Origin of the sequence: Streptomyces cyanogenus (assembly GCF_017526105.1) — a bacterium.
Taxonomy (GTDB): Bacteria; Actinomycetota; Actinomycetes; order Streptomycetales; family Streptomycetaceae; genus Streptomyces; species Streptomyces cyanogenus.
The window spans coordinates 4,594,952-4,619,765 of the sequence record NZ_CP071839.1 but is presented as its reverse complement, the minus strand read 5'-3'; the positions used below and the strand labels follow the sequence as shown (position 1 = coordinate 4,619,765).

General features: G+C 71.9%; 23 protein-coding genes. 12 read left to right on the top strand and 11 right to left on the bottom strand.

Annotated elements, in window-relative coordinates; translation table 11 throughout:
• Positions 1 to 73: 73 nt before the first annotated feature.
• Both S1361_RS20770 and S1361_RS20765 read left to right on the top strand, forming a co-directional pair.
• Positions 74 to 1,381: a M18 family aminopeptidase gene (locus S1361_RS20770; RefSeq protein WP_208033311.1), complete on the top strand. Its 1,308-nt coding sequence runs from the start codon at positions 74 to 76 to the stop codon at positions 1,379 to 1,381.
• Positions 1,382 to 1,447: 66 nt separating this feature from the next.
• The gene (locus S1361_RS20765; protein WP_208033310.1) at positions 1,448 to 1,693 is read left to right on the top strand and encodes a DUF6458 family protein; all 246 of its coding nucleotides are present in this window, start codon (positions 1,448 to 1,450) and stop codon (positions 1,691 to 1,693) included.
• On the opposite strand, the gene S1361_RS20760 is transcribed toward S1361_RS20765, so the two are convergent.
• Together S1361_RS20760 and S1361_RS20755 are read right to left on the bottom strand one after the other, a co-directional pair.
• The gene (locus tag S1361_RS20760; protein WP_208033309.1) at positions 1,681 to 3,528 is read right to left on the bottom strand and encodes a thioredoxin-like domain-containing protein; all 1,848 of its coding nucleotides are present in this window, start codon (positions 3,526 to 3,528) and stop codon (positions 1,681 to 1,683) included. The two genes, S1361_RS20765 and S1361_RS20760, sit on opposite strands and share 13 nt — an antisense overlap.
• A 136-nt stretch (positions 3,529 to 3,664) precedes the next feature.
• Positions 3,665 to 4,051, bottom strand: a complete 387-nt coding sequence (locus tag S1361_RS20755) for a cupin domain-containing protein (protein WP_208033308.1) — start codon at positions 4,049 to 4,051, stop codon at positions 3,665 to 3,667.
• 51 nt (positions 4,052 to 4,102) lie between these two features.
• Here S1361_RS20755 and S1361_RS20750 point away from each other — a divergent pair, with 51 nt between their 5' ends.
• Both S1361_RS20750 and S1361_RS20745 read left to right on the top strand, forming a co-directional pair.
• On the top strand, positions 4,103 to 5,101 hold the full coding sequence (locus S1361_RS20750; RefSeq protein ID WP_208033307.1) for a GlxA family transcriptional regulator: 999 nt from the start codon (positions 4,103 to 4,105) through the stop codon (positions 5,099 to 5,101).
• Between the two features lie 94 nt (positions 5,102 to 5,195).
• Positions 5,196 to 5,690: an LURP-one-related/scramblase family protein gene (locus S1361_RS20745; protein ID WP_208033306.1), complete on the top strand. Its 495-nt coding sequence runs from the start codon at positions 5,196 to 5,198 to the stop codon at positions 5,688 to 5,690.
• A gap of 19 nt (positions 5,691 to 5,709) precedes the next feature.
• Here the strand turns inward: S1361_RS20745 and S1361_RS20740 are convergent, their stop codons facing one another.
• A complete protein-coding gene (locus S1361_RS20740) occupies positions 5,710 to 6,534 on the bottom strand; it encodes a carbon-nitrogen family hydrolase (protein WP_208033305.1) in 825 nt (274 codons plus the stop codon).
• A 183-nt stretch (positions 6,535 to 6,717) separates the two neighbouring features.
• On the opposite strand from S1361_RS20740, the gene S1361_RS20735 reads away from it, so the two are divergent.
• Positions 6,718 to 7,542 (top strand): maleylpyruvate isomerase family mycothiol-dependent enzyme, encoded by an 825-nt coding sequence (locus S1361_RS20735; RefSeq protein WP_208033304.1) that lies wholly within the window; start codon positions 6,718 to 6,720, stop codon positions 7,540 to 7,542.
• Between the two features lie 49 nt (positions 7,543 to 7,591).
• On the opposite strand, the gene S1361_RS20730 is transcribed toward S1361_RS20735, so the two are convergent.
• The gene (locus S1361_RS20730; protein WP_208033303.1) at positions 7,592 to 8,899 is read right to left on the bottom strand and encodes an MFS transporter; all 1,308 of its coding nucleotides are present in this window, start codon (positions 8,897 to 8,899) and stop codon (positions 7,592 to 7,594) included.
• The gene (locus tag S1361_RS20725) at positions 8,896 to 9,570 is read right to left on the bottom strand and encodes a GntR family transcriptional regulator (RefSeq protein WP_208033302.1); all 675 of its coding nucleotides are present in this window, start codon (positions 9,568 to 9,570) and stop codon (positions 8,896 to 8,898) included. The genes S1361_RS20730 and S1361_RS20725 overlap by 4 nt, the downstream gene beginning before the upstream one ends.
• A gap of 185 nt (positions 9,571 to 9,755) precedes the next feature.
• Here S1361_RS20725 and S1361_RS20720 point away from each other — a divergent pair, with 185 nt between their 5' ends.
• The 4 genes from S1361_RS20720 to S1361_RS20705 all read left to right on the top strand — a co-directional run bounded on the left by S1361_RS20720 (position 9,756) and on the right by S1361_RS20705 (position 13,217).
• On the top strand, positions 9,756 to 10,658 hold the full coding sequence (locus S1361_RS20720; protein WP_208033301.1) for a D-alanyl-D-alanine carboxypeptidase family protein: 903 nt from the start codon (positions 9,756 to 9,758) through the stop codon (positions 10,656 to 10,658).
• A 108-nt stretch (positions 10,659 to 10,766) separates the two neighbouring features.
• On the top strand, positions 10,767 to 11,114 hold the full coding sequence (locus S1361_RS20715; RefSeq protein WP_208033300.1) for a GntR family transcriptional regulator: 348 nt from the start codon (positions 10,767 to 10,769) through the stop codon (positions 11,112 to 11,114).
• Positions 11,111 to 12,088 carry a DUF1648 domain-containing protein gene (locus tag S1361_RS20710; protein ID WP_243769243.1) on the top strand — a complete coding sequence of 326 codons (978 nt, stop codon included), beginning with the start codon at positions 11,111 to 11,113 and terminating at the stop codon, positions 12,086 to 12,088. The genes S1361_RS20715 and S1361_RS20710 overlap by 4 nt, the downstream gene beginning before the upstream one ends.
• 130 nt (positions 12,089 to 12,218) lie before the next feature.
• A complete protein-coding gene (locus S1361_RS20705; RefSeq protein WP_208033299.1) occupies positions 12,219 to 13,217 on the top strand; it encodes a BRO-N domain-containing protein in 999 nt (332 codons plus the stop codon).
• Between the two features lie 91 nt (positions 13,218 to 13,308).
• On the opposite strand, the gene S1361_RS20700 is transcribed toward S1361_RS20705, so the two are convergent.
• The 3 genes from S1361_RS20700 to pdhA are packed head-to-tail and all read right to left on the bottom strand — an operon-like array spanning position 13,309 to position 16,934.
• On the bottom strand, positions 13,309 to 14,706 hold the full coding sequence (locus S1361_RS20700; RefSeq protein WP_208033298.1) for a dihydrolipoamide acetyltransferase family protein: 1,398 nt from the start codon (positions 14,704 to 14,706) through the stop codon (positions 13,309 to 13,311).
• A gap of 10 nt (positions 14,707 to 14,716) precedes the next feature.
• Positions 14,717 to 15,694 carry an alpha-ketoacid dehydrogenase subunit beta gene (locus tag S1361_RS20695; RefSeq protein WP_208033297.1) on the bottom strand — a complete coding sequence of 326 codons (978 nt, stop codon included), beginning with the start codon at positions 15,692 to 15,694 and terminating at the stop codon, positions 14,717 to 14,719.
• A 1-nt stretch (position 15,695) separates the two neighbouring features.
• Positions 15,696 to 16,934 (bottom strand): pyruvate dehydrogenase (acetyl-transferring) E1 component subunit alpha, encoded by a 1,239-nt coding sequence (gene pdhA / locus S1361_RS20690; protein WP_208033296.1) that lies wholly within the window; start codon positions 16,932 to 16,934, stop codon positions 15,696 to 15,698.
• A gap of 489 nt (positions 16,935 to 17,423) precedes the next feature.
• On the opposite strand from pdhA, the gene S1361_RS20685 reads away from it, so the two are divergent.
• On the top strand, positions 17,424 to 18,470 hold the full coding sequence (locus S1361_RS20685; RefSeq protein ID WP_208033295.1) for a phosphotransferase: 1,047 nt from the start codon (positions 17,424 to 17,426) through the stop codon (positions 18,468 to 18,470).
• Positions 18,471 to 18,521: 51 nt separating this feature from the next.
• Here S1361_RS20685 and S1361_RS20680 read toward each other — a convergent pair whose 3' ends face one another.
• Entirely contained in the window at positions 18,522 to 20,150 is a 1,629-nt protein-coding gene (locus S1361_RS20680) for a protein kinase domain-containing protein (protein ID WP_208033294.1), read from the bottom strand.
• Between the two features lie 343 nt (positions 20,151 to 20,493).
• Between S1361_RS20680 and S1361_RS20675 the strand changes: the two genes are divergently transcribed.
• Complete coding sequence (locus S1361_RS20675; RefSeq protein WP_208033293.1) at positions 20,494 to 22,140, top strand: Stk1 family PASTA domain-containing Ser/Thr kinase; 1,647 nt, start codon at positions 20,494 to 20,496, stop codon at positions 22,138 to 22,140.
• Positions 22,141 to 22,234: 94 nt separating this feature from the next.
• Here S1361_RS20675 and S1361_RS20670 read toward each other — a convergent pair whose 3' ends face one another.
• Positions 22,235 to 22,783 (bottom strand): bacterial proteasome activator family protein, encoded by a 549-nt coding sequence (locus S1361_RS20670; protein ID WP_208033292.1) that lies wholly within the window; start codon positions 22,781 to 22,783, stop codon positions 22,235 to 22,237.
• Between the two features lie 175 nt (positions 22,784 to 22,958).
• Here S1361_RS20670 and S1361_RS20665 point away from each other — a divergent pair, with 175 nt between their 5' ends.
• On the top strand, positions 22,959 to 23,705 hold the full coding sequence (locus S1361_RS20665; protein ID WP_208033291.1) for a hypothetical protein: 747 nt from the start codon (positions 22,959 to 22,961) through the stop codon (positions 23,703 to 23,705).
• Positions 23,706 to 23,723: 18 nt separating this feature from the next.
• On the opposite strand, the gene S1361_RS20660 is transcribed toward S1361_RS20665, so the two are convergent.
• Positions 23,724 to 24,704 (bottom strand): NAD(P)H-quinone oxidoreductase, encoded by a 981-nt coding sequence (locus tag S1361_RS20660; RefSeq protein ID WP_208033290.1) that lies wholly within the window; start codon positions 24,702 to 24,704, stop codon positions 23,724 to 23,726.
• Positions 24,705 to 24,814 lie beyond the last annotated feature (110 nt).

Below are 24,814 nucleotides of genomic sequence, written 5' to 3'. Positions count from 1 at the left end.
TCCCCGTCGATTCCTCGCACGGGCCCGCTCTCTTTCCGGGAGCGGGCCCGTGCACGTCGTTAAGGTGAATCCCATGAGCGCACCAGCCCGCTTCGACCGCGGCCACACCGACGACCTGATGTCCTTCCTGGCGGCGAGCCCGTCGCCGTACCACGCCGTGGCGAACACCGCCGAGCGGCTGGAGAAGGCGGGCTTCCGGCAGGTCGCGGAGACGGACGACTGGGACGCGGCGGCATCCGGGCACGGCGGCCGTTACGTGCTGCGCGGCGGCGCGATCGTGGCCTGGTACGTGCCCGAGGGCGCCGAGCCGCACACCCCCTTCCACATCATCGGCGCGCACACCGACTCCCCGAGCCTGCGGGTCAAGCCGCGCCCGGACAGCGGGACGCAGGGCTGGCGCCAGGTCGCCGTCGAGATCTACGGCGGCCCGCTGCTCAACTCCTGGCTGGACCGGGACCTGGGCCTGGCCGGCCGGCTCTCGCTGCGCGACGGCTCCTCCGCCCTGGTCAACGTGGACCGGCCGCTGCTGCGGGTGCCGCAGCTCGCCATCCACCTGGACCGTTCGGTCAGCGCCGAGGGGCTCAAGCTGGACAAGCAGCGCCATCTGCAGCCGGTGTGGGGCCTCGGCGACGACGTGCTGGACGGCGACCTCATCGCCTTCCTGGAGCAGGAGGCCGGGCTGGCGGCCGGTTCGGTGGCCGGCTGGGACCTCATGACGCACCCGGTGGAGCCGCCGGCCTACCTCGGCCGGGACCGGGAGCTGGTCGCCGGGCCGCGCATGGACAACCTGCTCTCCGTGCACGCCGGTGCCGCCGCCCTGGCCGCCGTCGCGGCCTCCGGTGCCCCGCTCGGCCGCATCCCGGTGCTGGCCGCCTTCGACCACGAGGAGAACGGCTCCCAGTCGGACACCGGCGCCGACGGCCCGCTGCTCGGATCGGTGCTGGAGCGCTCGGTGTTCGCGCGGGGCGGGTCGTTCGAGGACCGGGCGCGTGCCTTCGCCGGCTCGGTCTGTCTGTCCTCCGACACGGGCCACGCCGTGCACCCCAACTACGCCGAACGGCACGACCCGACGCACCACCCCCGGGTCAACGGCGGCCCGATCCTCAAGGTCAACGTCAACAACCGCTACGCCACGGACGGTTCGGGCCGCGCGGTGTTCGCCGCGGCCTGCGAGAAGGCGAACGTCCCCTTCCAGACCTTCGTCTCCAACAACTCCATGCCCTGCGGCACCACCATCGGCCCGATCACCGCGGCCCGGCACGGCATCCGCACGGTGGACATCGGCGTGGCGATCCTCTCCATGCACAGCGTGCGGGAACTGTGCGGCGCCGACGACCCGTTCCTGCTCGCGAATGCCCTGACGGCCTTCTTGGAGGGCTAGTCGGGACCTGGCCGGGTACCCGCACGGCACCGGAGATTCCGGAACCGGAAGGGGAGGCGAGGTCTCATGGGTCTCGGCGGATGCATCATCCTCATCGCCGTGGGGGCCATTCTGACGTTCGCGACCGACTGGCACATGCAGGGCGTCAACCTCACTGTCGTCGGTCTGATCCTGATGGCCGTCGGCCTGATCGGGGTGGCGACGTTCAGTGGCATCGCGCGCCGCCGCCGCGTGGTCGTGCCGCCGACGACACCGGTGGTGGAGGACGAACGCCACCGCGTCGACGGCTACTCCGACGGCTACGGCGTCTGAGGCGCCGCCTCCTGCTCGTCCAGGCCCGCCAGGACGAGCGGCAGGCGGTCCGCCCCGCCCTCGGTGAGGCGGAGCGGAACACCCCAGTCCTGCTGGTGGACATGGCAGGCGGGGTAGTCGTTGGCGGGATCGTCGTCACAGCTGGCGGCCATCGCGGAGACGTGCAGGACGCCCTCGGTGACGGCCGGGTTCAGCTCCAGCTCACGGGACAGGTCCGTGTCCGCTCCCTCGCCCTTGAGCAGCAGCTCGGGCGGGGTGGAGGAGACCAGCAGACGGGTCGAGGGGCCGTACCGGGTGTCCAGCTTCTGGCCCGCCGGAGCCTGGAAGATCACGTCGAGGCGGAGACGGCCGGGGGCGACCTCGGTCGCGGCGCGCCGGGTGCGGTGGGCGACCGACTCCACGCGCACCGCCTCCTCCGGCAGGCGCAGCCGGGTCAGCCGGTGCCGGGCGGATTCCACGACCACGACGTCCTCGCCGACGAGGACCGCGTCGCTCGGCTCGCGCAGATCGGTGGCGAGCGTGGTGACCTCGCCGGTAGCGGGGTCGTAGCGGCGCAGGGCGTGGTTGTAGGTGTCGGCGACCGCCACCGAGCCGTCCGGCAGGGCGGTGACGCCCAGCGGGTGCTGGAGGAGGGCCTGACCGGCGGCGCCGTCCCGGTGGCCGAAGTCGAACAGGCCGGTGCCGACGGCGGTGCGGACGTGCCCGTCGAGGTCCACCCAGCGCAGGGCGCTGGTCTCGGAGTCGGCGAGCCAGAGCCGCTCCCCGTCGGGGGAGACCGCGAGGCCGGAGGGCTGGGCGAACCAGGCCTCGTCGGCCGGGCCGTCGACGAGTCCCTCGTTGGCGGTGCCGGCGGTGACGGAGACGGTGCCGTCCGCCGGGTCGTACGCCCACAGCTGGTGGACGCCGGCCATGGCGATCCACACCTTCCCGTTCCACCACGCCACGTCCCACGGTGAGGACAGGTTGACCTCGCGCCCGGGGCCCGAGGTGGCGTCGCCCCGCATCCACTGCCATCCGGTGCCGGCCAGGGTGGTGGTCCGGCCGCTTACCGGGTCGAAGCGCCGGAGGGCGTGGTTGACCGTGTCGGCGACGACCACGGAGCCGTCCGGCAGCAGCGCCAGACCCTGCGGCTCGTTGAACCGCGAACGGACCCAGGTGCTGTCGGTCAGGCCGCGGCTGCCCTGGCCGATCCGCCGCACGACCGTCTCGCCGTCCGCCTCCAGCTCCACCAGCTGGTGCCGGGTGGTGTCGCTGACCAGGAAGGTGCCGGACGGCAGCAGCAGGGCCTTGCCGGGGAAGCGCAGCGTCGTCGGCTCGGGCTCCGGCGGTACGTACGGCCCGGCGCCCCGGCGCAGGGTGCCCTTGGCCTCGTGCTCGGCCTCCAGCTCGGTCACCAGGCGCTCGATGGCGTGCACATGTCCCTCACCCGCGTGCTGGGCGACGACGTACCCCTCGGGGTCGATCACCACGAGCGTCGGCCAGGCGCGCACCGCGTACTGCTTCCAGGTGGCCAGCTCCGGGTCGTCCAGGACCGGGTGCTCCACGCCGTAGCGCTCGACTGCGTCCACGACGGCCTCGTGGTCGGCCTCGTGCACGAACTTCGGGGAGTGCACCCCGATCACCACGAGCGTGTCCCGGTGCCTGGCCTCCAGCTCGCGCAGCTCGTCCAGGACGTGCAGGCAGTTGATGCAGCAGAAGGTCCAGAAGTCCAGGACGACGATGCGTCCGCGCAGGTCGGCGAGCGTGTACTGCCGGTCTCCCGTGTTCAGCCAGCCACCCTTGCCGATCAGCTCGGGGGCCCGGACCCGGGCGCGTCGGCGTGCGGAGTCGGTCATGACTCCAAGGGTGCCACCCGGCCCCGTCAGCGGTGGGGGCCTGTGGACAACTCCCCCGTCAGTCCAGGTGTCGGTGCCGGAGCCGCCGTGGACCCTGTCGTCGCCGTCGGCGTCCCCGCCGGATCCCGGCGCCCGGTCAGCCGAGGGCGTGGCCCGTGGTGGCGTCCACGTGGTCGGGGACGTCCTCGTGCCGGTCCCCGACGCTGAGCGTCCCGGTGGGCTCGAAGACCAGGATCTCGGTGGGCACGGGCGCGTACGGCTTGTGCTCGACCCCGCGCGGGACGGTGAACACCGAGCCCTTGGGCAGCACCACCGTGCGCTCGCCGGCCGGCTCGCGCAGGCCGATGTGCAGTTCGCCTGCGAGGACCAGGAAGAACTCGTCGGTGTACGCGTGCGCGTGCCAGAGATGTTCGCCCTCCACCTTGGCCACGCGGACGTCGTAGTCGTTGACGGCGGTGACGATGCGGGGGCTCCACTGCTCGGTGAAGGAGGCGAGGGCCGCGTCCAGGGAGATCGGTTCCATGGATTCATCCTCGGGGGTGCCCCGGCGGCGGGCGAGTGCTAGAAATCGCACATGCCGCAACGATCCTCTCACCGTGTCGTGCTGGTGGTCGACGACAACTCCAACCCCTTCGAGATGAGCTGTGCCATCGAGATCTTCGGTCTCGCGCGGCCCGAACTGGGGCGGGAGCTGTACGACTTCCGGCTGTGCGCGGCCGAGCCGGAAACCCGGATGCGGGACGGTTTCTTCACGCTCACCGGGGTCGCCGGTCCGGAGGCCGCCGAGTCCGCGGACACGCTGATCGTGCCGAACCGGCCCGACACCCACGTCCCCCGCTCGCAGCGCGTCCTGGACGTGATCCGCCGGGCCCACGCGCGGGGCGCCCGGCTCGTCGGCTTCTGTTCGGGCGCCTTCACCCTGGCGGAGGCCGGGCTGCTGGACGGGCGCCGGGCGGCCTGCCACTGGATGTGGGCGGACGCCTTCCGGGCCCGCTTCCCGCGGGTGCGCCTGGAGGCGGACGTGCTCTTCGTGGACGACGGCGACATCCTCACTGCCTCCGGCAGCGCCTCCGCGCTCGACCTGGGCCTGCACCTGGTGCGCCGTGACCACGGCGCGGAGATCGCCAACCACGTCTCCCGGCGGCTCGTCTTCGCCGCGCACCGGGACGGCGGGCAACGGCAGTTCGTGGAGCGTCCGGTGCCCGCGGTGCCCGACGAGTCGCTCGGCCCGCTGCTGGCCTGGGCGCAGGAGCGGCTGGGCGAGCCGCTGACCGTCTCCGGCCTCGCCGCCCGCGCGGCCGTCTCCCCCGCCACCCTGCACCGCCGCTTCCGCAACCAGCTGGGCACGACTCCGCTGGCCTGGCTCACCGGGGAGCGCGTGGCCCTGGCGTGCCGGCTGATCGAGCGGGGCGAGGAGCGGCTGGACGTCGTGGCGGCGCGCAGCGGCCTGGGCACGGCGGCCAATCTGCGGGCCCGGCTGCGGCGGGAGACGGGGCTGAGCCCGTCGGCGTACCGCAAGCGGTTCGGGGCGGGGCCTGCGCAGCCGACGGCCGCCGGCGGCAGCGGCCCGTGAGCGGATCCGCCGGTCCGAGGCGTCCGTCACCGCCTTCGCGACGGAATGTGGTGATTCCGGGACGATCGACCGGTCACGGGGAAGCATGACCCGTATGAGATTCCTCGTACGCGACCGGATCCTCGGCATCGGTGACGACTGGTGGATCGAGGACGAACAGGGCCGGCAGGTGTACCTCGTCGACGGCAAGGCGATGCGGCTGCGCGACACCTTCGAGCTGAAGGACGCCCAGGGGCGGGTCCTGATCGACATCCACCAGAAGATGTTCGCCCTGCGCGACACCATGGTGATCGAACGGGACGGCGAGCCCCTGGCCCGGATCAGGCGCAAGCGGCTGTCGCTGCTGCGCAACCACTACCGCGTCTCCCTCGCGGACGGCACGGAACTGGACGTCAGCGGGAAGATCCTGGACCGCGAGTTCGCCGTGGAGTACGAGGGCGAACTCCTCGCGGTCATCTCCCGCCGCTGGCTGAGCGTCCGCGACACCTACGGCGTGGACGTCGTACGGGAGGACGCCGACCCGGCGCTGCTCATCGCGGTGGCGGTGTGCGTGATCCACCTGGCCGAGAAGGAGGGCGAGGGCGACTGACCCCGCGGCCGGGGAGCATCTAGCGTCGCTGCGCGGGCGGCTCCAGGCCGAGGACCCGGTCCTTCAGCGCCGGGAACTGCTCGCGGGTCGCGGCCACCTTCGCCGGGTCGAGGTCCACCGTGAGGACCTCCTCCGCGGAACCGGCCTCGGCGAGCACCTCGCCCCACGGATCCACCACGATCGAGTGACCCGCCTGCGGAACTCCGGCGTGGGTCCCGGCCGTTCCACACGCGAGCACGAACGCCTGGTTCTCCACCGCCCGCGCCTGGGCCAGCAGCGTCCAGTGCGCGCGTCGCCGCTCGGGCCAGCCCGCCGGGATCACCAGCGTCTCGGCGCCGGCGTCGACCAGTCCGCGGAAGAGTTCGGGGAAACGGAGGTCGTAGCAGGTGGCCACGCCGAGCGTGGTCCCGGGCAGACGGACCGTCACCAGGTCCCGGCCCGCGCCCATCAGCACCGCCTCGCCCTTGTCGAAGCCGAAGCGGTGGATCTTGCGGTAGACCGCGGCCAGTTCACCGGAGGGGGAGAAGACGAGAGAGGTGTTGTAGAGGGGGCCGTCCTGCGCGGCGGAGCCGCTGCCGGACGCCGCCCGCTCGGGGATGGAGCCGGCGTGCAACCACACGCCCGCGTCGCTCGCCGCCTTGGCCATCGTCTCGTACGTCGGCCCTTCGAGCGGCTCGGCCTCCCGGCCGAACTCCTCGTAGGCGAAGGCTCCGGTGGTCCACAGCTCGGGCAGGACCACGAGGTCGGCACCGCGCTGCTCACGCACCAGCGCGGCCGCGCGCCGCCGCCGGGAGCCGACCGGTTCGTCCTCGTCCACGGCGATCTGGATCAGCGAAGCGCGCACACTACCACCGTCCTGGCATTCGAGTCGTCCACACGGGCCTACGATCGTCACACGAAAGCACTGCCGGGGTGCCTTTCAGCAGCGTAACTTAGCCTCTCAAGACACCCGCCGAAGTGCAGCCGCCGCCCGCTGGCAACGCCGCCACAACCTGCCCGTGTACCGACCGCCGAGGGGTCCCGTTCCGTGAGTCTGCATCCCACCCTCCAGCCCTACGCCGACGCCTGGACGCACTCCATCGAAGCGATATCCGAGATGGTGCAGTCGCTCGTCGAGGGCGAGTGGAACCGGCGGACACCCTGCCCCGGCTGGTCGGTGCGGGACATCGTGTCCCACGTCATCGGCATGGACTGCGAGATGCTCGGCGACCCGCGCCCCATCCACTCCCTGCCGAGCGACCTGTTCCACGTCACCACCGAGCACCAGCGCTACATGGAGATGCAGGTCGACGTCCGCCGCCACCACACGGCGCCGGAGATGACCGCCGAGCTGGAGTACACGGTCATCCGCCGCAACCGGCAGCTGCGCAACGAGTCCCGGGACCCCGGCACCCTGGTGCGCGGGCCGCTCGGCACCGAGATCACCCTGGAACGGGCCTACCGCATGCGGGCGTTCGACGTGTGGGTGCACGAACAGGACCTGCGCACCGCCCTCGGCCGCCCCGGCAACCTGGACTCGCCGGGCGCGTACGTCACCCGGGACGTGCTGCTGGAGGCGCTGCCCAAGGTCGTCGCCCACGACGCGAACGCCCCGCGCAGCTCGGCGGTCGTGTTCGACGTGCACGGCCCCGTGGAGTTCCTGCGCACGGTCCGCGTCGACATCCAGGGCCGCGGCACCGTGGAGACCGCCCCCGCCCTCGGCCCCGCCGCCGCGCTCACCCTCGACTGGGAGACCTACGTCCGCCTGGCCTGCGGCCGGGTCACCCCCGCGGCGGTCGCGGACCGGGTGAAGACCGAGGGCGAACAGGACCTGGCGGCGGCGATCCTGCGCCACTTCGCGGTCACCCCGTAACCGGCAGCCGCGGCCACAGCACGGGGCGGCCGGGGCCGAACGAGAGACCCTAGGCGGGGACGTGCACCGTCTCCACCCGGCTGGCCACCAGCCGCTCCCGCTCGCGCCGGGCCGCCCGCCCCCGCAGCCGCAGGATCTGGCTGATCCCGAGCGCCTGGAGCACGAACACGGCGCTGAACGCCACGGTGTAGTCGTCGCCGGTCGCGTCCAGCAGCACGCCGATCGCGAACAGGGTCGTCATGGAGGCGATGAAGCCACCCATGTTGGTGATGCCGGACGCCGTGCCCTGTCGCTCGGGCGGGTTGGCCGGCCGGGCGAAGTCGAAGCCGATCATCGAGGCCGGCCCGCACGCACCGAGCACCGCGCACAGCACCAGCAGCAGCCACATCGGCGCGTGCCGGCCGGGGTAGGCCAGCGTCACCGCCCACAGCAGCGCGGTGGCGCCGACCGTGCCCAGCGCCAGCGGCAGCCGGGCCGCGTGGTGCCGCGCGACGATCTGGCCGTAGACCAGCCCGATCACCATGTTGGAAAGGACGACGAGGGTGAGCAGCTCACCGGCCGTGGCACGGCTGAGGCCCTGCGCCTCGACGAGGAACGGCAGGCCCCACAGCAGCAGGAACACCATCGCCGGGAACTGGGTGGTGAAGTGCACCCACAGGCCCAGGCGGGTGCCCGGCTCCCGCCAGGCCGCGGCGATCTGCCGGCGGACGTAGGCCGCGCCCTGGTGCGGGGACGGCTCCGGCTCCTGCCCCTCGGGGTGGTCCTTCAGGAACAGCAGGGTCAGGACCAGGACGACCGCGCCCGCCAGCGCGCTGCCCGCGAACGCCGGGGTCCAGCCGATGCCGTGCAGCAGCCGGGCCAGCACCAGGGTGGAGACCAGGTTGCCCGCCATGCCGACCAGGCCCGCGAGCTGCGCCACCAGCGGCCCGCGCCGGGCCGGGAACCAGCGGGTGCCGAGCCGCAGCACGCTGATGAAGGTCATCGCGTCACCGCAGCCCAGCAGCGCGCGGGAGGCGAGCGCGGTGCCGTACGAGGGGGAGAAGGCGAAGCCCAGCTGTCCGGCGGTGAAGAGGACCGCCCCGATGCTCAGCACCTTCTTGGTGCCCAGGCGGTCGACCAGCAGGCCGACGGGTATCTGCATCCCCGCGTAGACCAGCAGCTGGAGGATGGAGAACGTGGACAGGGCCGAGGCGTTGACGTGGAACCGGCCGGCCGCGTCGAGGCCGGCCACGCCCAGGGACGTACGGAAGATGACGGCGACGAAGTAGACGGCCACACCTATGGACCACACGGCGACGGCCCGGCGTCCGCCCGGCGGGTCCCCCGGAAGGGTGGCGTTGCGCACCGGAGCGCTCACCGGACCTCACCCCGGGCGAGGTGCGAGAACCAGCTCACGTGCCGGTGGACGATCCCTACGGCCGCATCCGCGTCCCCGGCGCGCAGCGCGTGCAGGATCTCCTCGTGCTCGGCGAGCGTCTTGGCGATCCGGTCGGGGTGGGAGTGCATGACGGCGACGCCCATCCGCAGCTGGCGGTCGCGCAGCTGGTCGTAGAGCCGGGAGAGGATCTCGTTGCCCCCGCTGCGCACGATCTCGGCGTGGAAGCAGCGGTCGGTGACCGCGGCGGCGGCCAGATCGCCGGCGGCGGCCTGCGCCTTCTGCCGCTCCAGCAGCTCGGCCAGCCGCTCCAGCAGGCCCGGCGGCGCGGGCACGGCCTTGCGGGCCGCGTGCTCCTCGACCAGCAGCCGGGTCTCCACCACGTCCGCGATCTCCTGCGCGGAGACCGGCAGGACCAGGGCGCCCTTCTTCGGGTAGAGCCGGATGAGGCCCTCGACCTCCAGCCGCAGCAGCGCCTCCCGGACGGGTGTGCGCGAGACACCGACGGCATCGGCCAGCTCACCCTCGGTGAGCAGCGTGCCGCCCTCGTAGCGGCGGTCGAGGACACCCTGCTTGACGTGGGCGTACACGCGGTCGGCGGCGGGGGGCGGCTTGAGGGACTGCGGTGCGGGCTGCTCGACGGCCGTGTTCATGCCCACAGCATAGATACAACACGTACGCAAGGACAGCACCGTCCATCATCCGGACGTGACGAAGACCCCGCAGCGACCACACAACCTTCTGTGCTAGTTACGTGTCACACCCATGCGGCCCCTTCCGTTGCCAGCTCAACCAGGCCGCATTCCAGGGGCATTAACGACATTCGAGGTATATCACTTTGATTACCGGCATCCAGGGCATCCGCCTCCGCAGAGCCGCCGCCGTCGCCGTCACCTCCGGCGCGCTGCTCGCCACCGGTGCCCTCACCGCTGCGCCCGCACAGGCCGTGACCACGCCCTCCATCGTGGCCAAGGGCGGCTACGTGATGAACAACGCGAACGGCTCGACGCTGTACACCAAGGCGGCGGACTACAAGCGCTCCACCGGTTCGACCACCAAGATCATGACCGCCAAGGTCGTGCTCGCGCAGTCGAACCTCAACCTCGACGCCAAGGTCACGATCAAGAAGATCTACAGCGACTACGTCGTCAGGAACAACGCCTCCCAGGCGCACCTGATCGTCGGCGACAAGGTGACCGTCCGTCAGCTGCTGTACGGGCTGATGCTGCCGTCCGGCTGCGACGCCGCGTACGCGCTCGCCGACAAGTACGGCTCGGGCTCCACCACTTCCGCGCGCGTGAAGTCCTTCATCGGCAAGATGAACACCGCCGCCAAGAACCTGGGCCTGCAGAACACCCACTTCGACTCGTTCGACGGCATCGGCAACGGCAGCAACTACTCGACGCCGCGCGACCTGACGAAGATCGCCAGCAGCGCGATGAAGAACTCCACGTTCCGCACGATCGTCAAGACGAAGACGTACACCGCGAAGACGATCACCAAGACGGGCAGCACCCGCACGATGAACCCGTGGACGAACACCAACGGGCTCCTCAGCAGCTACAGCGGCACCATCGGCGTGAAGACCGGCTCCGGCCCCGAGGCCAAGTACTGCCTGGTCTTCGCCGCCACCCGCAACGGCAAGACGGTCATCGGCACCGTCCTCGCGTCCACCTCCATCACCCAGCGCGAGACGGACGCGAAGAAGCTGCTCGGCTACGGCTTCGCCAAGCTGGGCTGACACCCTCCGACAGAGCGAAGGGCCCGCCGCGGACAGCGGCGGGCCCTTTTCCGTTCCGAGACGCGGACTGCCCTCGATGAAATGAATGGTGCTAATGTCATTGGCACCATGCTGCTCCGTCTGGACAAGACCGACACCCGCCCGCTGCACGAGCAGGTCGCCGCGGCGATCCGGCGGGCCATCGCCGAGGGCGAGTGCCGCGCCGGCGACCGACTGCCCTCGGCCCGCGACCTCTCCACGGCCCTGGACATCAACGCCAACACCGTCCTGCGCGGCCTGCGCGAGCTGCGGGACGAGGGCCTGCTGGAGTTCCGCCGGGGCCGGGGCATCACGGTCGCCGAGGGCGCGGCCCGGCGCTCCGGGCTGCAGATCCGCGTACGCGAACTGGTGGCGGAGGCGTCCCGGCTGGGCTACAGCCGGACCGACCTCATCGACATGATCCGGGGTGTGACGTGACGGGGAAGAACAACCGGCCCGCGCCTGAGGGCCGTACGGCGCGCTGGTGGCTCATCGGCTCGGCAGCGGCCGTCACAGTCCTGCTCGCCGGGCTGCCCTGGGCCGTACGCGGCCGGCTGCCCGGCCGGCTGGCGACCCACTGGAACCTCGGTGACACCCCCGACAACTCGATGCCCCTGTGGGCGGCCTCCCTGTTCCCGGCGGTCGTCTGGCTGGTGGTCGTCCTCGCGGTGAGCGTGCGATGGCGCCGCTCCCGGCCCGCCGTACGCCCCTGGCGGGCGATGACGCTGGCGCCCACGGGAACGCTGCTGGTCGGCGCGCAGATCTGCGTCGTCCGGGCGAACCTGGACCGCGCGGACTGGCACGAGGCCCGCCAGCCGGCCCTCGGTGTGGCGCTGGTCCTGGCCCTGGCGGCGGTCGCCGGCGCGGTGGCCTGGCTCTGCGCCGCCCGGCCCGCCGCCACGCCGGCCCCGCCGGCTGCCGCGCTCGACCTGCCGGAGGGCGAACGGCTGTTCTGGTTCTCCCGCGCGAGCAGTCTCTGGTTGCAGTTGCTGGCGGCACTGGCCGGCCTGATCACCGTGGCCACGTCGGTGGCGCTGGCCGTCGGCCTGGCCGACCCCGCCGGACTGTGGCCCGTGTGCGCGGTCAGCGCCGTCACCTCGCTCGCCGGCGCCGCCTTCTCCTCGGTCCGGGCGAAGGTGTCGGAAGCGGGCCTGGAGGTGTCGTTCGGGCCGCTCGGCTGGCCCGCCCGCCGCTGGGCCCCGGCCGCCATCGAGTCCGCCCGCGCCGAGCAGCGGCTGCCGTCCCAGGTCGGTGGCTGGGGTTACCGCATCAGCGGCCTCGGTACGACGGTGATGCTCCGCGCCGGCGACTGTCTGGTCGTACGCCCCCGGGGCCGGCGTACGGACTTCGCGGTGAGCGTGGACGACGCCGAACGGGGCGCGGCCCTGCTCAACGCCCTGCGGCGTGAGTAGCCCCGCTGTGGCCGGCCCACCGCTGATGTCCGCCGTTTCCGGCGAACTTCACCCGCAATCGTGAACATCGCGCTTGCGGTTGGCATATTCGATTTCCTCCGCTCTACGTTCCGCGGCGGAGGTGGTTCACATGAACGAACCCAGGAAACAGTCCGCATCCGGGGAACGGCACGAGGCGATCGACGTCAGCGACTTCGTGTACGCGGCGACCGGAGCCCGTGTCCGCCGGCTGACCATGCCGGACGGGAGCCATTGGTTTCCGGCGGTGGACGTCTGCAGGGAACTCGGGCACAGCAACCCGCAAAAGGCACTGTCCGACCATGTGCCGACAGAGCACCGAGAGTCTCTCGAGACCCTAACCAGAGGTTACGGTCTCAGCATTCCCGCAGGCAGGGAGTGGCGTCGAGACCTGAATGTCATCTCTCTGCAGGGACTCATCCTGCTCGTCAACGCCTGCACCAAAGCATCCTGCGCACCGTTGAAGATGTGGGTCGCCGACGTCATCGAGACCGTACAGCGGGAGGGCTCCTACACTCTCGAAGAGGCCGAGGTGCAGCCGACCGGACCGGGCGCGCCCATCGCGTACGCCATGCCCGAACAGGTCGCGGAAGCCATCGTCCGGCTGGAGACGCGCAACCTCCAGCTGGACGAGGACTTTGCGAACGGGCAGCGCGAATCCATCGAACTGCAGAAGGAGATGCTGGCCGTCCAGAAGGAATCCCTGGCCCTCCAGCGGGAGGCGTCGACCACGCAGAAGGCCACCCTCGCCGTGCAACAGGCCATGGTGCGGGCCATGGAACGCATCGCGGACCGGCTCGACGCCCTGGTCCTCGAACGCCGGACGCCCGACGCCCACCTCGCGGTGCCGCCCACCACGGAGTCCGTACTCGCCGACTGGCGGCAGCGGTTGTCCGTGACGGCGGACGTGTGGACCGTGGCCGTCGTCGTCGCCCCGATCCTCGTCGAGAAGGGTGAGCTGCGCGACCCGCTGGAGGCCATCGCGGCCCGCACCGGCCTCTCGGTGCACCGCGTCAACGAATGCCTCCGCCTGCTGCGCAAGCACGCCTGCATCCGCTCACAGGGCGGGACGGAGGACGGAGCGCCGGTGTACGTGCTCAGCCGGAGCTGACGGAGCGGGGCTCGGAAAGAGAGGGGGCGGTCGCAAGACTTAGTTGCGGCCGCCCCCTTCAGTCTCAGACGTTACCCGCCGAGACGGGCCTTCACGCCCAGGTGATCAGCCTCTTCGGCTGTTCCAGGATCGCCGCGACGTCCGCGAGGACCTTGGAACCCAGCTCGCCGTCGACCAGGCGGTGGTCGAAGCTCAGGGCCAGGGTCGTGACGTGACGCGGCTTCACCTTGCCCTTGTGCACCCACGGCTGGAGCTTGATCGCGCCGACCGCGAGGATCGCCGACTCGCCCGGGTTGAGGATCGGCGTGCCCGTGTCGACGCCGAAGACGCCGACGTTGGTGATGGTCACCGTGCCGCCCTGCATCGCCGCGGGGGACGTCTTGCCCTCGCGGGCCGTCGTCACCAGCTCGCCCAGCGCCTCCGCCAGCTGCGGGAGCGTCTTGGCGTGCGCGTCCTTGATGTTCGGGACGATCAGGCCGCGCGGGGTGGCCGCCGCGATGCCCAGGTTGACGTAGTGCTTGACCACGATCTCCTGGGCGGCCTCGTCCCAGGACGCGTTGATGTCCGGGTTGCGCTTGATGGCGACCAGCAGGGCCTTGGCGATCAGCAGGAGCGGGTTGACCCGCAGGCCCTGCATCTCCTTGTCCTGCTTCAGCTCCTCGACCAGCTTCAGCGTGCGGGTCACGTCGACCGTCACGAACTCGGTGACGTGCGGCGCGGTGAACGCCGAGCCGACCATCGCCTGCGCGGTGGCCTTGCGGACGCCCTTGACCGGGATGCGGGTCTCGCGCGCTGTGTCGTACGACGCCACGGGCGCCGGGGCGGCAGCGGTGGCCGGGGCCGCGGGGGCCGCCGTGACCGGGGCCTCCGGCTCGGCCGTCCGGGGCGTGGCCGCCGCGTGGACGTCCTCGCGGGTGATGATGCCGTCCGGGCCGGACGGGGTGATCGTGGCCAGGTCGACACCCAGGTCCTTGGCCAGCTTGCGCACCGGGGGCTTGGCCAGCGGGCGCGGCTTCCCGGCGACCGCGCCGCCGTGGCCGTTCAGCTCCGTCTGGATCGCCTGCGCCGGAACGCTGACCTCGGGGCCCTTGCGCGGGCGGCGCTTGGTCGAGGAGGTCGCCACGCCGTAGCCGACGAGGACCGGCTGGCGGCCCTCCGGCTTCGGCTCCTCCTTCGCCGGGGCGGGCGCCGGCGCCGCCTGCTCGGCGGGTGCCTCCGGCGCGGCACCGCCGGCCACGGCCACCGCGATGATGGACGTGCCCACGTCCACCGTGGTGCCCTCGGGGAAGTGCAGTGCGCTGACCACGCCGTCGTAGGGGATGGGCAGTTCGACGGCCGCCTTCGCCGTCTCCACCTCGCAGACCACCTGGCCGTCCGTCACCGTGTCGCCCGGCTGGACGTACCACTTGAGGATCTCGGCCTCGGTGAGTCCCTCGCCCACGTCGGGCATCTTGAACTCGCGTACGGACGCTTCCGTCATCGTCGTCACGGCCCTCTCCTCAGTACGCCAGCGAGCGGTCGACGGCGTCGAGCACACGGTCCAGGTCCGGCAGGTACGTCTCCTCGAGACGCGCCGGCGGGTACGGGGCGTGGTAGCCGCCGACCCGCAGGACCGGTGCCTCCAGGTGGTAGAAGCAGCGCTCGGTAATCCGCGCGGCGATCTCAGCGCCGGAGCCGAAGAACACCGGGGCCTCGTGCACCACGACCAGGCGGCGGGTCTTCTCCACCGAGGCCTGGACGGAGTCGAAGTCGAGGGGGCTGACCGAGCGCAGGTCCAGGACCTCCAGGGACTTGCCCTCCTCGGCCGCCGCGTCCGCGGCCTCCTGGCACAGCTTCACCATCGGGCCGTAGGCCGCCAGGGTGAGGTCCGTGCCCTCGCGGACCACGCGCGCCTTGTGCAGCGGGGCGGGGATCGCCTCGGGGTCGACCTCGGCCTTGTCCCAGTAGCGCCGCTTCGGCTCGAAGTAGATCACCGGGTCGTCGCTCTGAATGGCCTGCTGCATCATCCAGTAGGCGTCGGAGGAGTTCGACGGCGAGACGACCTTCAGGCCCGCCACGTGGGCGAACAGCGCTTCCGGCGACTCCGAGTGGTGCTCGACCGCTCCGATGCCGCCGCCGTAGGGGATGCGGACGACGACCGGCAGCTTGACCTTGCCCAGCGAGCGGGCGTGCATCTTGGCGAGCTGGGTGACGATCTGGTCGTAGGCCGGGAAGACGAAGCCGTCGAACTGGATCTCCACCACCGGGCGGTAGCCGCGCAGGGCCAGGCCGATCGCGGTGCCGACGATGCCGGACTCGGCGAGCGGGGTGTCGATGACCCGGCTCTCGCCGAAGTCCTTCTGCAGGCCGTCGGTCACCCGGAACACGCCGCCGAGCTTGCCTACGTCCTCGCCCATGACCAGCACCTTGGGGTCGGCGTCCAGGGCACGGCGCAGCGACTCGTTGATGGCCTTGGCCATCGCCATCTTCTCGGCCATCTCAGTGACCCCCTTCATCGGCGAACGACGCCTGGTAGGCGGCGAACTGGGCGCGCTCCTCGTCGACGAGCGCGTGCCCGTCCGCGTACGCGTTCTCGAAGATGGCGAAGTGGTCCGGGTCGGGCATGGCGCGGACCGCTTCGCGCACTCGTCTGCCCAACGCCTCGGACTCGCTCTCGAGTTCCGCGAAGAATCCCTCGTCCGCGTGGTTCGAGGCCTCCAGATAGCGGCGAAGGCGCAGGATCGGGTCCTTCGCCTCCCAGGCCAGCCGCTCCTCGTCGCCCCGGTAACGGGTGGGGTCGTCGGAGGTGGTGTGGGCGCCCATGCGGTAGGTGAACGCCTCCACCAGGGTGGGGCCCTCGCCGTTGCGGGCGCGCTCCAGCGCCCACTTGGTGACCGCGAGGCAGGCCAGCACGTCGTTGCCGTCGACCCGGACGCCCGGGAAGCCGTAGCCCTGCGCGCGCTGGTAGAGCGGGACGCGGGTCTGGCGCTCGGTCGGCTCGGAGATCGCCCACTGGTTGTTCTGGCAGAAGAACACCACCGGGGCGTTGTAGACCGCGGCGAAGGTGAACGATTCGGCGACGTCGCCCTGGCTGGAGGCACCGTCGCCGAAGTAGGCGATGACCGCCGAGTCCGCGCCGTCCTTGGCGACGCCCATCGCGTAGCCGGTGGCGTGCAGCGTCTGGGAGCCGATGACGATCGTGTACAGGTGGAAGTTGTTGCTGTTCGGGTCCCAGCCGCCGTTGTTCACGCCGCGGAACATGCCGAGCAGGTTGGCCGGGTCGACCCCGCGGCACCAGGCGACGCCGTGCTCGCGGTAGGTCGGGAAGACGTAGTCGTCCTCGCGGGTGGCCCGGCCGGAGCCGATCTGGGCGGCCTCCTGGCCCAGCAGGGAGGCCCACAGGCCCAGCTCGCCCTGGCGCTGCAGAGCGGTGGCCTCGGCGTCGAAGCGGCGGGTGAGCACCATGTCGCGGTACAGGCCGCGGAGGTCTTCGGGGGTGATGCCGGCGACGAAGGGGTCGTACTCGGCGTTCTTGACCCGCTTGCCCTCCGGCGTCAGGAGCTGCACGAGTTCCGGGTCGGTGCTCTTCTTGGCGGTGCTGCGGGTGGTGCGGGTGGTGCGCTCGGTGCCGGTGGCTCCGGTCGTGCCGGCCGTCGTGCCGGTCTTGCTGCCGGTGGTGCCGGCCTTGCCTGCGGCGCTGCGTCGCGGCTTGCGCGCGGCACTGCTCTCCACGGTCACGTGTGCTCCTCCGTCGTTCCGGCCCCCGGGGTTGCCGGTAGGCCAGTGCGGCTCACCTGTTTCGACCACCGGGCACGGGGTGGGTGCCACTCGGCCGGGAACAGGCGTGACAGGTGCCCCGGCGAGCGCCCTGCAACCATCACGTTACCCAGTGCCCCACATTTCTGTGAAACCCCGTTTGACCTGCGATTTTGCTTGGATTTCCAAGTAAATCGAGGTGGTGTGAAAGCGCGCTGGTCACAGCCTTGCGCCAGTCCGAAGCACCCGCACGTTATCCCGCGCACCCAGGTCACGGGAAGAGTTTCATGTGAGACGTACCGCGTACGCGAAGAAGGAAAAGTCAGGGTATTTCCGATCGATGCCCCCGGGGCCGTCGGACACGGCCAGCACACAGACGGAAGAGCCCCCGGGTGACCGAAAGCGACCGTCGGCGACTGCCTGTGACAAGCCCCAGCTCACAGGGGCTGCACGTGCCCTACCATCTGGCGCGTGCCGCGCTCATGTGTACCACCCCCCGTCCCCCATGCGCCCCCTCTGGGCGCCCTGCTCCGCCTGTACGCCGCGGGGACCGCCCTCACCTGTGAGCCGGTCGACCAGGGTCTCCTCAACCGCGGCTACCGGCTGTGCACCACCCGCGGCCGCTACTTCCTCAAGCACCACTTCGACCCGGACACCGCCGACCCGGCCGCCATCGAACGCCGGCACCGGGCCACCCAGCGCCTCGCCGACCTCGGCGTCCCGGTCGCCCCGCCGCTCGCGCACCGCGAGGGCCGCACGGTCGCCGTCATCGGCGGCCACGCCTACGCCCTGCACCCCTGGATCGACGGCAGGCACCGCGACGGCGGCCAGCTCACCCGCGGGGAGAGCGCACGCCTGGGGGCGCTCCTGGGCGCCGTACACGCCTGCCTGGAGCGGGTGATGCCCCCCAAGGGGCGCACCCGGCCCGCGACCGGCCCGCATCCCGTGGAGAGCGCCGACCCGGCCGACACCTTCGCGCTCATCGACGACCTGCTCGCCCATGTGCGCCGGCACCGGCCCGCCGACGCCTTCGACGAACTCGCCCGGCACCGGCTGCTGGAGCGCCGCGCGCTCCTGGAACAGCACACGGACCGGCGCCCGCCGCGCGGCGCCTCGGTCGGCTGGGTGCACGGCGACTTCCACCCGTTCAACCTGCTCTACAAGGACGACGACGCCCCCGCGGCCATCGTGGACTGGGACCGGCTCGGCGTGCAGCCGCGCGCGGAGGAGGCGGTACGCGCCGCCGTCATCTTCTTCGTACGGCCCGGCGGGACGCTGGACCTGCCGAAAGTACGTGCCTACGCGCGCGCGTACCGGCGCGCGGCCGGCGCCACGCCCTCGGAGCTGGCGGCGGCCGTGCACCGGGTGTGGTGGGAGCGGCTGAACGACTTCTGGATGCTGCGCTGGCACTACGAGCGCGGCGACACGCGCGCGGACCGGCAGTTCCCGGCCGCGTCGGCGCTGGCCGTGTGGTGGACGCGCGAGTACGACGCGGTGTGCGACGCGTTCGTGCGGTGAGCGGCCGGCGTCACCTCAGGGTGACGCCGGTCCGGTTCCCGCAGGTCCGCTTCAACCGGTGGTCTCGCCGGTGCTGCCGTCGGTGGTGGTGCCCACGGTGCTGCCGGCGTCTCCGGTGCCCGCGTCCGTACCGCCGTCGGCGGTACCGGCGTCCGTGCCGCCGTCGGCGGTGCCCGCGTCCGTACCGCCGTTCGCCGGGTCCGTGGGCTCCGACGGCGTGCTCTCCGGGGTCGACGGCTCGCTGCTCGGTGTCGAACTGGCCGACTGCGGCTGGCTGTACGACGGCGTGGAGGCCGGCGGCCAGCCGGAGCCGGTGCCCGTGCCCGTGCCGTTCTCCGTGGAGGGGTCCGAGGGCTCGTCCGTGCTGTCGTCGGACGGCGTCGGGGACGGTGACTTCTCCTTCGTGTTCTTGGAGTGCGTCGCCGTCGGCTTGGTGTCCTTCCCGTTGCCGCCCTTGTGGTCGTTCGCGCCGTTCACCGCCAGCGCGACGCCCGCCGCGATCGCGATGACCGCGAGCACGGCGAGGATCCACAGCTTCCCGCGGCCGCTGCCCTTGTTGCCGCTCCCCTCGAAACCGCCGTCGTCACCGCTGCCGTAGCCCGTCGGCAGGATCGGCTGGGGGATCTGCGTGGTACCGCCGCCGTCCCCGGGGTGCGGCATGACGCTCGTACCGGCGAAGCCGGCCGCCGGGGTGTGCCGGCCGTCGTGCGTCTCCACCGGGCCGGTGTTCCAGGTGCCGGTGTGGCCGCCCTGGTCGTAGAGCATCTGCAGACCGTACTGGACCAGGCCGCGCATCTCCTCGGCCGTCTGGAACCGGTCGTCGGGGTCCTTGGCGAGGGAGCGCATGACCAGGCCGTCCAGCTCCGGCGGGCAGCCCTCGGAGACCTCCGAGGGCGGCGTCGGGATGTCCTGGACGTGCTGGTAGACCACCGACAGCGGGGTCTCGCCGGTGAACGGGGGCCGCAGGGAGAGGAGTTCGTACAGCAGGCAGCCGGTCGCGTACAGGTCGGAGCGGTGGTCGACGGCCTTGCCGAGCGCCTGCTCCGGGGAGAGGTACTGCGGGGTGCCCATGACCATGCCGGTCTGCGTCATCGTCGTGGACGCGCCGTGCAGGGCGCGGGCGATGCCGAAGTCCATCACCTTGACGGCGCCGCTGTGGGTGATGATGACATTCGCCGGCTTGATGTCACGGTGCACGATGCCATGCTGATGCGAGTAGGCGAGCGCCTCCAGCACACCGGAGACGATGATCAGTGCCTGCTCGGGGCCCGGCGCCTCGGCGTTCATCAGCAGGTCGCGGATGGTGCGGCCCTCGACCAGCTCCATGACGATGTACGGCACGGACTGACCGCCCACGACGTCCTCGCCGGAGTCGTACACGGCGACGATCGCGTGGTGGTTGAGGCCGGCGACCGACTGTGCCTCGCGGGTGAAACGGGCCTTGGAGACGGGGTCCTCGGCCAGGTCCGCGCGCAGCAGCTTGACCGCGACCGTGCGGCCCAGGCGGACGTCCTCGGCCGCGAACACCTCGGCCATGCCGCCCCGGCCCAGCCGGTGCGTGAGCCGGTACCGGCCGTCGCCGACGAGCCCTCCGTTGCCCCACATCTCCGGCGCGTCTGACATGCCGCCGCCAGTCGCCTCGGGGTCGGACGGGCCCTGAGAGCGCTGCGTCTGTGCCATCAGTCCTCGCCGTCGTTTCTGCCCGCGGTGCGCGCGGTGTTGTTACGGTCTCCGTCGGCCACGCTACAGCCTCCGCGGGGGCCACCGGCTCGGAACGGGAACCGGAACCGACCCGAGACAGACCGGTCATGAAACCTCTAGCACGCGCTGTCGTGCAAATTCTGTGCGCCCGTCGTACGGCCCCTGTAACGCTTGCGCGACGCTTCCGGCGCGTACGGTCACGGAACGGGCACCGCGCTTGACGTGTCGGTGCCCTGGGGCAGACTTGGCCGGGAATGACACATTCGATCAAGGCCTGTTCGCCGGCTGACGGTGCCGGGCGGCCGGTGGGGGACGCGGAGAGATGAGCCAGGACGGCGCACAGGGCCGGTACGCGGGGCAGGCCCTGGCCGGGGGCCGCTACCAGCTGCGCGACTTGCTGGGCGAGGGCGGCATGGCCTCGGTCCACCTGGCGTACGACGCGGTGCTGGACCGCCAGGTCGCCATCAAGACGCTCCACACCGAGCTCGGCCGGGAGCAGGCCTTCCGCGAGCGCTTCCGCCGTGAGGCGCAGGCCGTGGCCAAGCTCACGCACACCAACATCGTCTCCGTCTTCGACACGGGCGAGGACGACCTGAACGGCGTGGCGATGCCGTACATCGTCATGGAGTACGTCGAGGGCCGGCCGCTGGGCTCGGTCCTGGAGGAGGACATCCGGCAGTTCGGCGCGATGCCCGCCGACAAGGCGCTGAAGGTCACCGCCGACGTGCTCGCTGCCCTGGAGATCAGCCACGAGATGGGGCTGGTCCACCGCGACATCAAGCCGGGCAACGTGATGGTGACCAAGCGCGGCGTGGTCAAGGTGATGGACTTCGGCATCGCCCGCGCCATGCAGTCCGGCGTCACCTCCATGACCCAGACCGGCATGGTCGTCGGCACCCCGCAGTACCTCTCGCCCGAGCAGGCCCTCGGTCGCGGGGTGGACGCCCGTTCCGACCTGTACTCGGTCGGCATCATGCTGTTCCAGCTGGTGACCGGGCGGCTGCCGTTCGACGCGGACTCGCCGCTGGCGATCGCGTACGCGCACGTGCAGGAGGAGCCGGTGGCGCCCTCCTCGGTCAACCGTGCGCTGCCGCCCGCGGTGGACGCGCTGGTCGCCCGTGCGCTGAAGAAGAACCCGAACGAGCGCTTCCCGACCGCCGAGTCCATGCGCGCCGAGTGCCTGCGCGTCGCGGCCTCCTTCCAGGCGGCCCCGCCGAGCATCGTGCCGGGCACCGGTCCGACGCAGAGCGGCTCGGGCGTCGGTTCCGCGGTGTTCCCGCCGGTCGACCGTGCGACCCCGGCGCCGCACGGGCAGGTCCAGACGCCGTACCAGCCGGCGCCGGCCCCCACTCCGGCTCCGAACCCGTACGGCCACCCGGCGCCCGCGGCCTACGGCTACCCGCAGCAGGGCGGCTACCAGACGCCTCCGGTGGGCTACGGCCCGCAGGCCGGCGCGCCGACCCCGCCGCCGTACACGATGGCGCCGCAGGCCGCGGGGCCGCCGGCCGGACCGGCCGGCGGCCGGAAGAAGCGGCCGGTGGTCATCGGTTCGGTCGCGGTGGCGGCCGTCGTGGCCGTCGGGGTGATCGTCGCGCTGGTGGTGAAGAACACCGGAGAGGACGCCAAGGCCGACAGCGGCAAAGCGAGCGCCTCGGCCTCCGCGTCCCACCGGGCGGGCTACCGCCCACCGGACCCCAGCCGGCGGATCGACACGAGCAAGTGCACCGATCCGCAGGAGTCGTGGAAGGACCCGAAGAAGATCGAGCTGCCCGACTTCCGCTACAAGGACATCGACTCCGTGAAGGCGTGTCTGCAGGCCGCGGGCTGGAAGTGGGACATCAAGCACCAGGACGACAACACCTGGGGCGACGGCACCGTCCTGAACCAGTTCCCCGCCCAGGACACCGACGTCGACCCGGACGACCTGGACATCGAACTGAGCGTGTCCACGGGCAACCCACCGCAGTGACCCGCACCGGGGCGCAGCCCCGGGCCGGTGGACCGGGAACGAGTCGGGCCCGGCGGTGATCCGCCGGGCCCTCCGTGTGTCGTCGGCCGGTGGCTTACAGGTACGGCCCGCCCGAGCGACCGCCCGTGTGGTGGTCGTCGCCGCCCTCGTGGCCGGTCATGCCCGGCGGGAGCGCGCGACGCATCTGCTCCAACTGGGCCCGCGCGGCCATCTGCTGGGCGAACAGCGTGGTCTGGATCCCGTGGAAGAGGCCCTCCAGCCACCCGACCAACTGTGCCTGTGCGATCCGCAGTTCCGCGTCGCTCGGGGTGGCGTCGTCGGTGAACGGCAGGGAGAGTCGCTCCAGTTCCTCGACCAGCTCGGGGGCCAGACCGTCCTCCAGCTCCTTCACCGAGCTGGCGTGGATCTCCTTCAGCCGTACCCGGCTGGCCTCGTCGAGGGGAGCGGCGCGCACCTCCTCCAGCAGCTGCTTGATCATGCTGCCGATCCGCATGACCTTGGCCGGCTGTTCCACCTGCTCCGTCACCGGGGTCTCACGGGAGTCCTCGTCCCCGCCACCGCCGCCGCCGAGCGCCATCCCGTCCTGGCCCACGACGAGGATCTGGGGATTCTCCAGCGACCGTTCGTTCCTCGGCATCTCCATGCCGCCATTCTCTCGCACGCCAACACCTCATCACCGTCCTGCCCCCTCATGGGACTGATCCACCGTTTAGACCCGACGGAGCAATCCGGAATGCCCTTTCAACCATGGAATGTGAGGCTTGTTCCCGTCGGTTTTCCATAGGTCACGACAACCTGGGCTCCGGGAGGTCACCGACGTGACTCCACGCCTGCGATGCACGCTCCGCCGGCTCCGGCCGCTGGTCGTCCTCACGGCGGCGGCACTGCCGGCGTACGGCACCGCCGTCGCGTACGGCGGTACGCCCGTCCGCGCCGCCTCCGTCCGCCTCTCCGTCACGGGGCACCGCGAGGAGCTGCGGTCCGCGGAGGACACCGCCCGCGAGGCCGCGGCCGCGCGGCACAGCACTGACGACCGCGGCCACCCGGAGCAGGGACCGCCGGGCCGCGACGGCCCGGCCGGGGCGCATGCCGGCCCGGTTCCCTCCGCGCACCAGGACGCGCCCGCCGCCGTCCCCCGGCCGTCCGACTCCGCCTCGGCGTCCGTCCATCCCTATCGCCGGCTCGCCTCCGTCGAACCGTCCCGGGCGGGCAGCCGGGCCGGTGAGGGGCGGATGCGGCCGGGCCGGCCGGACGGGCCCGCGACCGAGGTGGAGGGCGACGACGACCCTCCGCTCGCCACCCCCGTCGCGCAGCCGGAAGACCAGGAGGAGCAGGCGGAACCCGAGCAGGCGGAGACGGCACAGATACCGAGCGCCTCCTCGTCTCCGCAGGAGGCCGGTTCCGCCCCGGCCGGGCGCCCGGAGCAGCCCGTCCGGCAGGCGGCCCCGCAGGGCGAGGCCGCCACCGAGCCGGTCCTGCGACTCCTGCCGCTGGGCAGCGGCCTGGTCCTCATCGGACTGGGGCTGGGCCTGGCCCTGCTGGGTCTGCGACTGCGCCGGAACTGACCGGCACCGCCCCCGCCGCTACGGCACGACCAGCAGCACCTTGCCGATGTGGCCGCTCTCCTCCACCAGCCGGTGCGCCTCGGCCGCCTCCGGCATCGGCACCTCGCGGTCCACGACCGGGCGGACGTGCCCGGCGGCGAGCAGGGGCCACACGTGCTCGCGTACGGCGGCGACGATGGCCGCCTTCTCGTCCAGCGGCCGGGCGCGCAGCGAGGTCGCGCTGATCGCGGCACGCTTGGCGAGCAGCGTGCCGATGTTCAGCTCGGCCTTCACCCCGCCCTGCATGCCGATGATCGCGAGACGTCCGTTGACGGCGAGGGCCTGGACGTTGCGGTCCAGGTACTTGGCGCCCATGTTGTCGAGGATGACGTCGGCTCCTGCGCCGCCGGTGGCCTGCCGGATCTCGGCGACGAAGTCCTGCTCGCGGTAGTTGATGAGCACGTCCGCGCCCAGCTCGGCGCAGCGGTCCAGCTTCTCCTTGGTGCCGGCGGTCACCGCGACCTTGGCGCCGACGGCCTTGGCCAGCTGGATCGCCATGGTGCCGATCCCGCTGGAACCGCCGTGCACCAGCAGCGTCTCGCCGGGGCGCAGGTGGGCGACCATGAACACGTTGGACCAGACGGTGGAGACGACCTCGGGCAGTGCCGCAGCCCGGGTCAGGTCGACGCCCTCGGGCACGGGCAGCAGCTGCCCGGCCGGTACGGCGACCTTCTCGGCGTAGCCGCCGCCCGCGAGCAGTGCGCACACCGGGTCGCCGACGGCCCAGCCGGAGACGCCGGGGCCGAGCGCGGCGATCCTGCCGGAGCACTCCAGGCCGGGGTAGGGGGAGGCGCCGGGCGGCGGATCGTAGAAGCCCTGACGCTGCAGGATGTCGGCGCGGTTGACGGCGCTGGCCACCACCTCGACCAGCACCTCGCCCTCGCCGGGCACCGGATCGGGGACCTCGTCCCACACCAGCGCCTCGGGATCACCAGGTTCGGGAATCGTGATCGCATGCATGCCGGTGACGCTACTCCCGGAGGGCGGCTCACCCGCCGGGCAGGGGGTGGGTGTCGAGGGTGACCTGGGCGCCGGGGGCGGCGCGGACGACGGGATGTTCGCCCGCCCGG

Coding starts and splice junctions, on each gene's coding strand:
- S1361_RS20770 (WP_208033311.1), top strand. CDS start 74: ATGAGCGCACCAGCCCGCTTCGACCGCGGCCACACCGACGACCTGATG.
- S1361_RS20765 (WP_208033310.1), top strand. CDS start 1,448: ATGGGTCTCGGCGGATGCATCATCCTCATCGCCGTGGGGGCCATTCTG.
- S1361_RS20760 (WP_208033309.1), bottom strand. CDS start 3,528: ATGACCGACTCCGCACGCCGACGCGCCCGGGTCCGGGCCCCCGAGCTG.
- S1361_RS20755 (WP_208033308.1), bottom strand. CDS start 4,051: ATGGAACCGATCTCCCTGGACGCGGCCCTCGCCTCCTTCACCGAGCAG.
- S1361_RS20750 (WP_208033307.1), top strand. CDS start 4,103: ATGCCGCAACGATCCTCTCACCGTGTCGTGCTGGTGGTCGACGACAAC.
- S1361_RS20745 (WP_208033306.1), top strand. CDS start 5,196: ATGAGATTCCTCGTACGCGACCGGATCCTCGGCATCGGTGACGACTGG.
- S1361_RS20725 (WP_208033302.1), bottom strand. CDS start 9,570: ATGAACACGGCCGTCGAGCAGCCCGCACCGCAGTCCCTCAAGCCGCCC.
- S1361_RS20715 (WP_208033300.1), top strand. CDS start 10,767: ATGCTGCTCCGTCTGGACAAGACCGACACCCGCCCGCTGCACGAGCAG.
- S1361_RS20705 (WP_208033299.1), top strand. CDS start 12,219: ATGAACGAACCCAGGAAACAGTCCGCATCCGGGGAACGGCACGAGGCG.
- S1361_RS20695 (WP_208033297.1), bottom strand. CDS start 15,694: ATGGCCGAGAAGATGGCGATGGCCAAGGCCATCAACGAGTCGCTGCGC.
- S1361_RS20680 (WP_208033294.1), bottom strand. CDS start 20,150: ATGGCACAGACGCAGCGCTCTCAGGGCCCGTCCGACCCCGAGGCGACT.
- S1361_RS20675 (WP_208033293.1), top strand. CDS start 20,494: ATGAGCCAGGACGGCGCACAGGGCCGGTACGCGGGGCAGGCCCTGGCC.
- S1361_RS20670 (WP_208033292.1), bottom strand. CDS start 22,783: ATGGAGATGCCGAGGAACGAACGGTCGCTGGAGAATCCCCAGATCCTC.
- S1361_RS20660 (WP_208033290.1), bottom strand. CDS start 24,704: ATGCATGCGATCACGATTCCCGAACCTGGTGATCCCGAGGCGCTGGTG.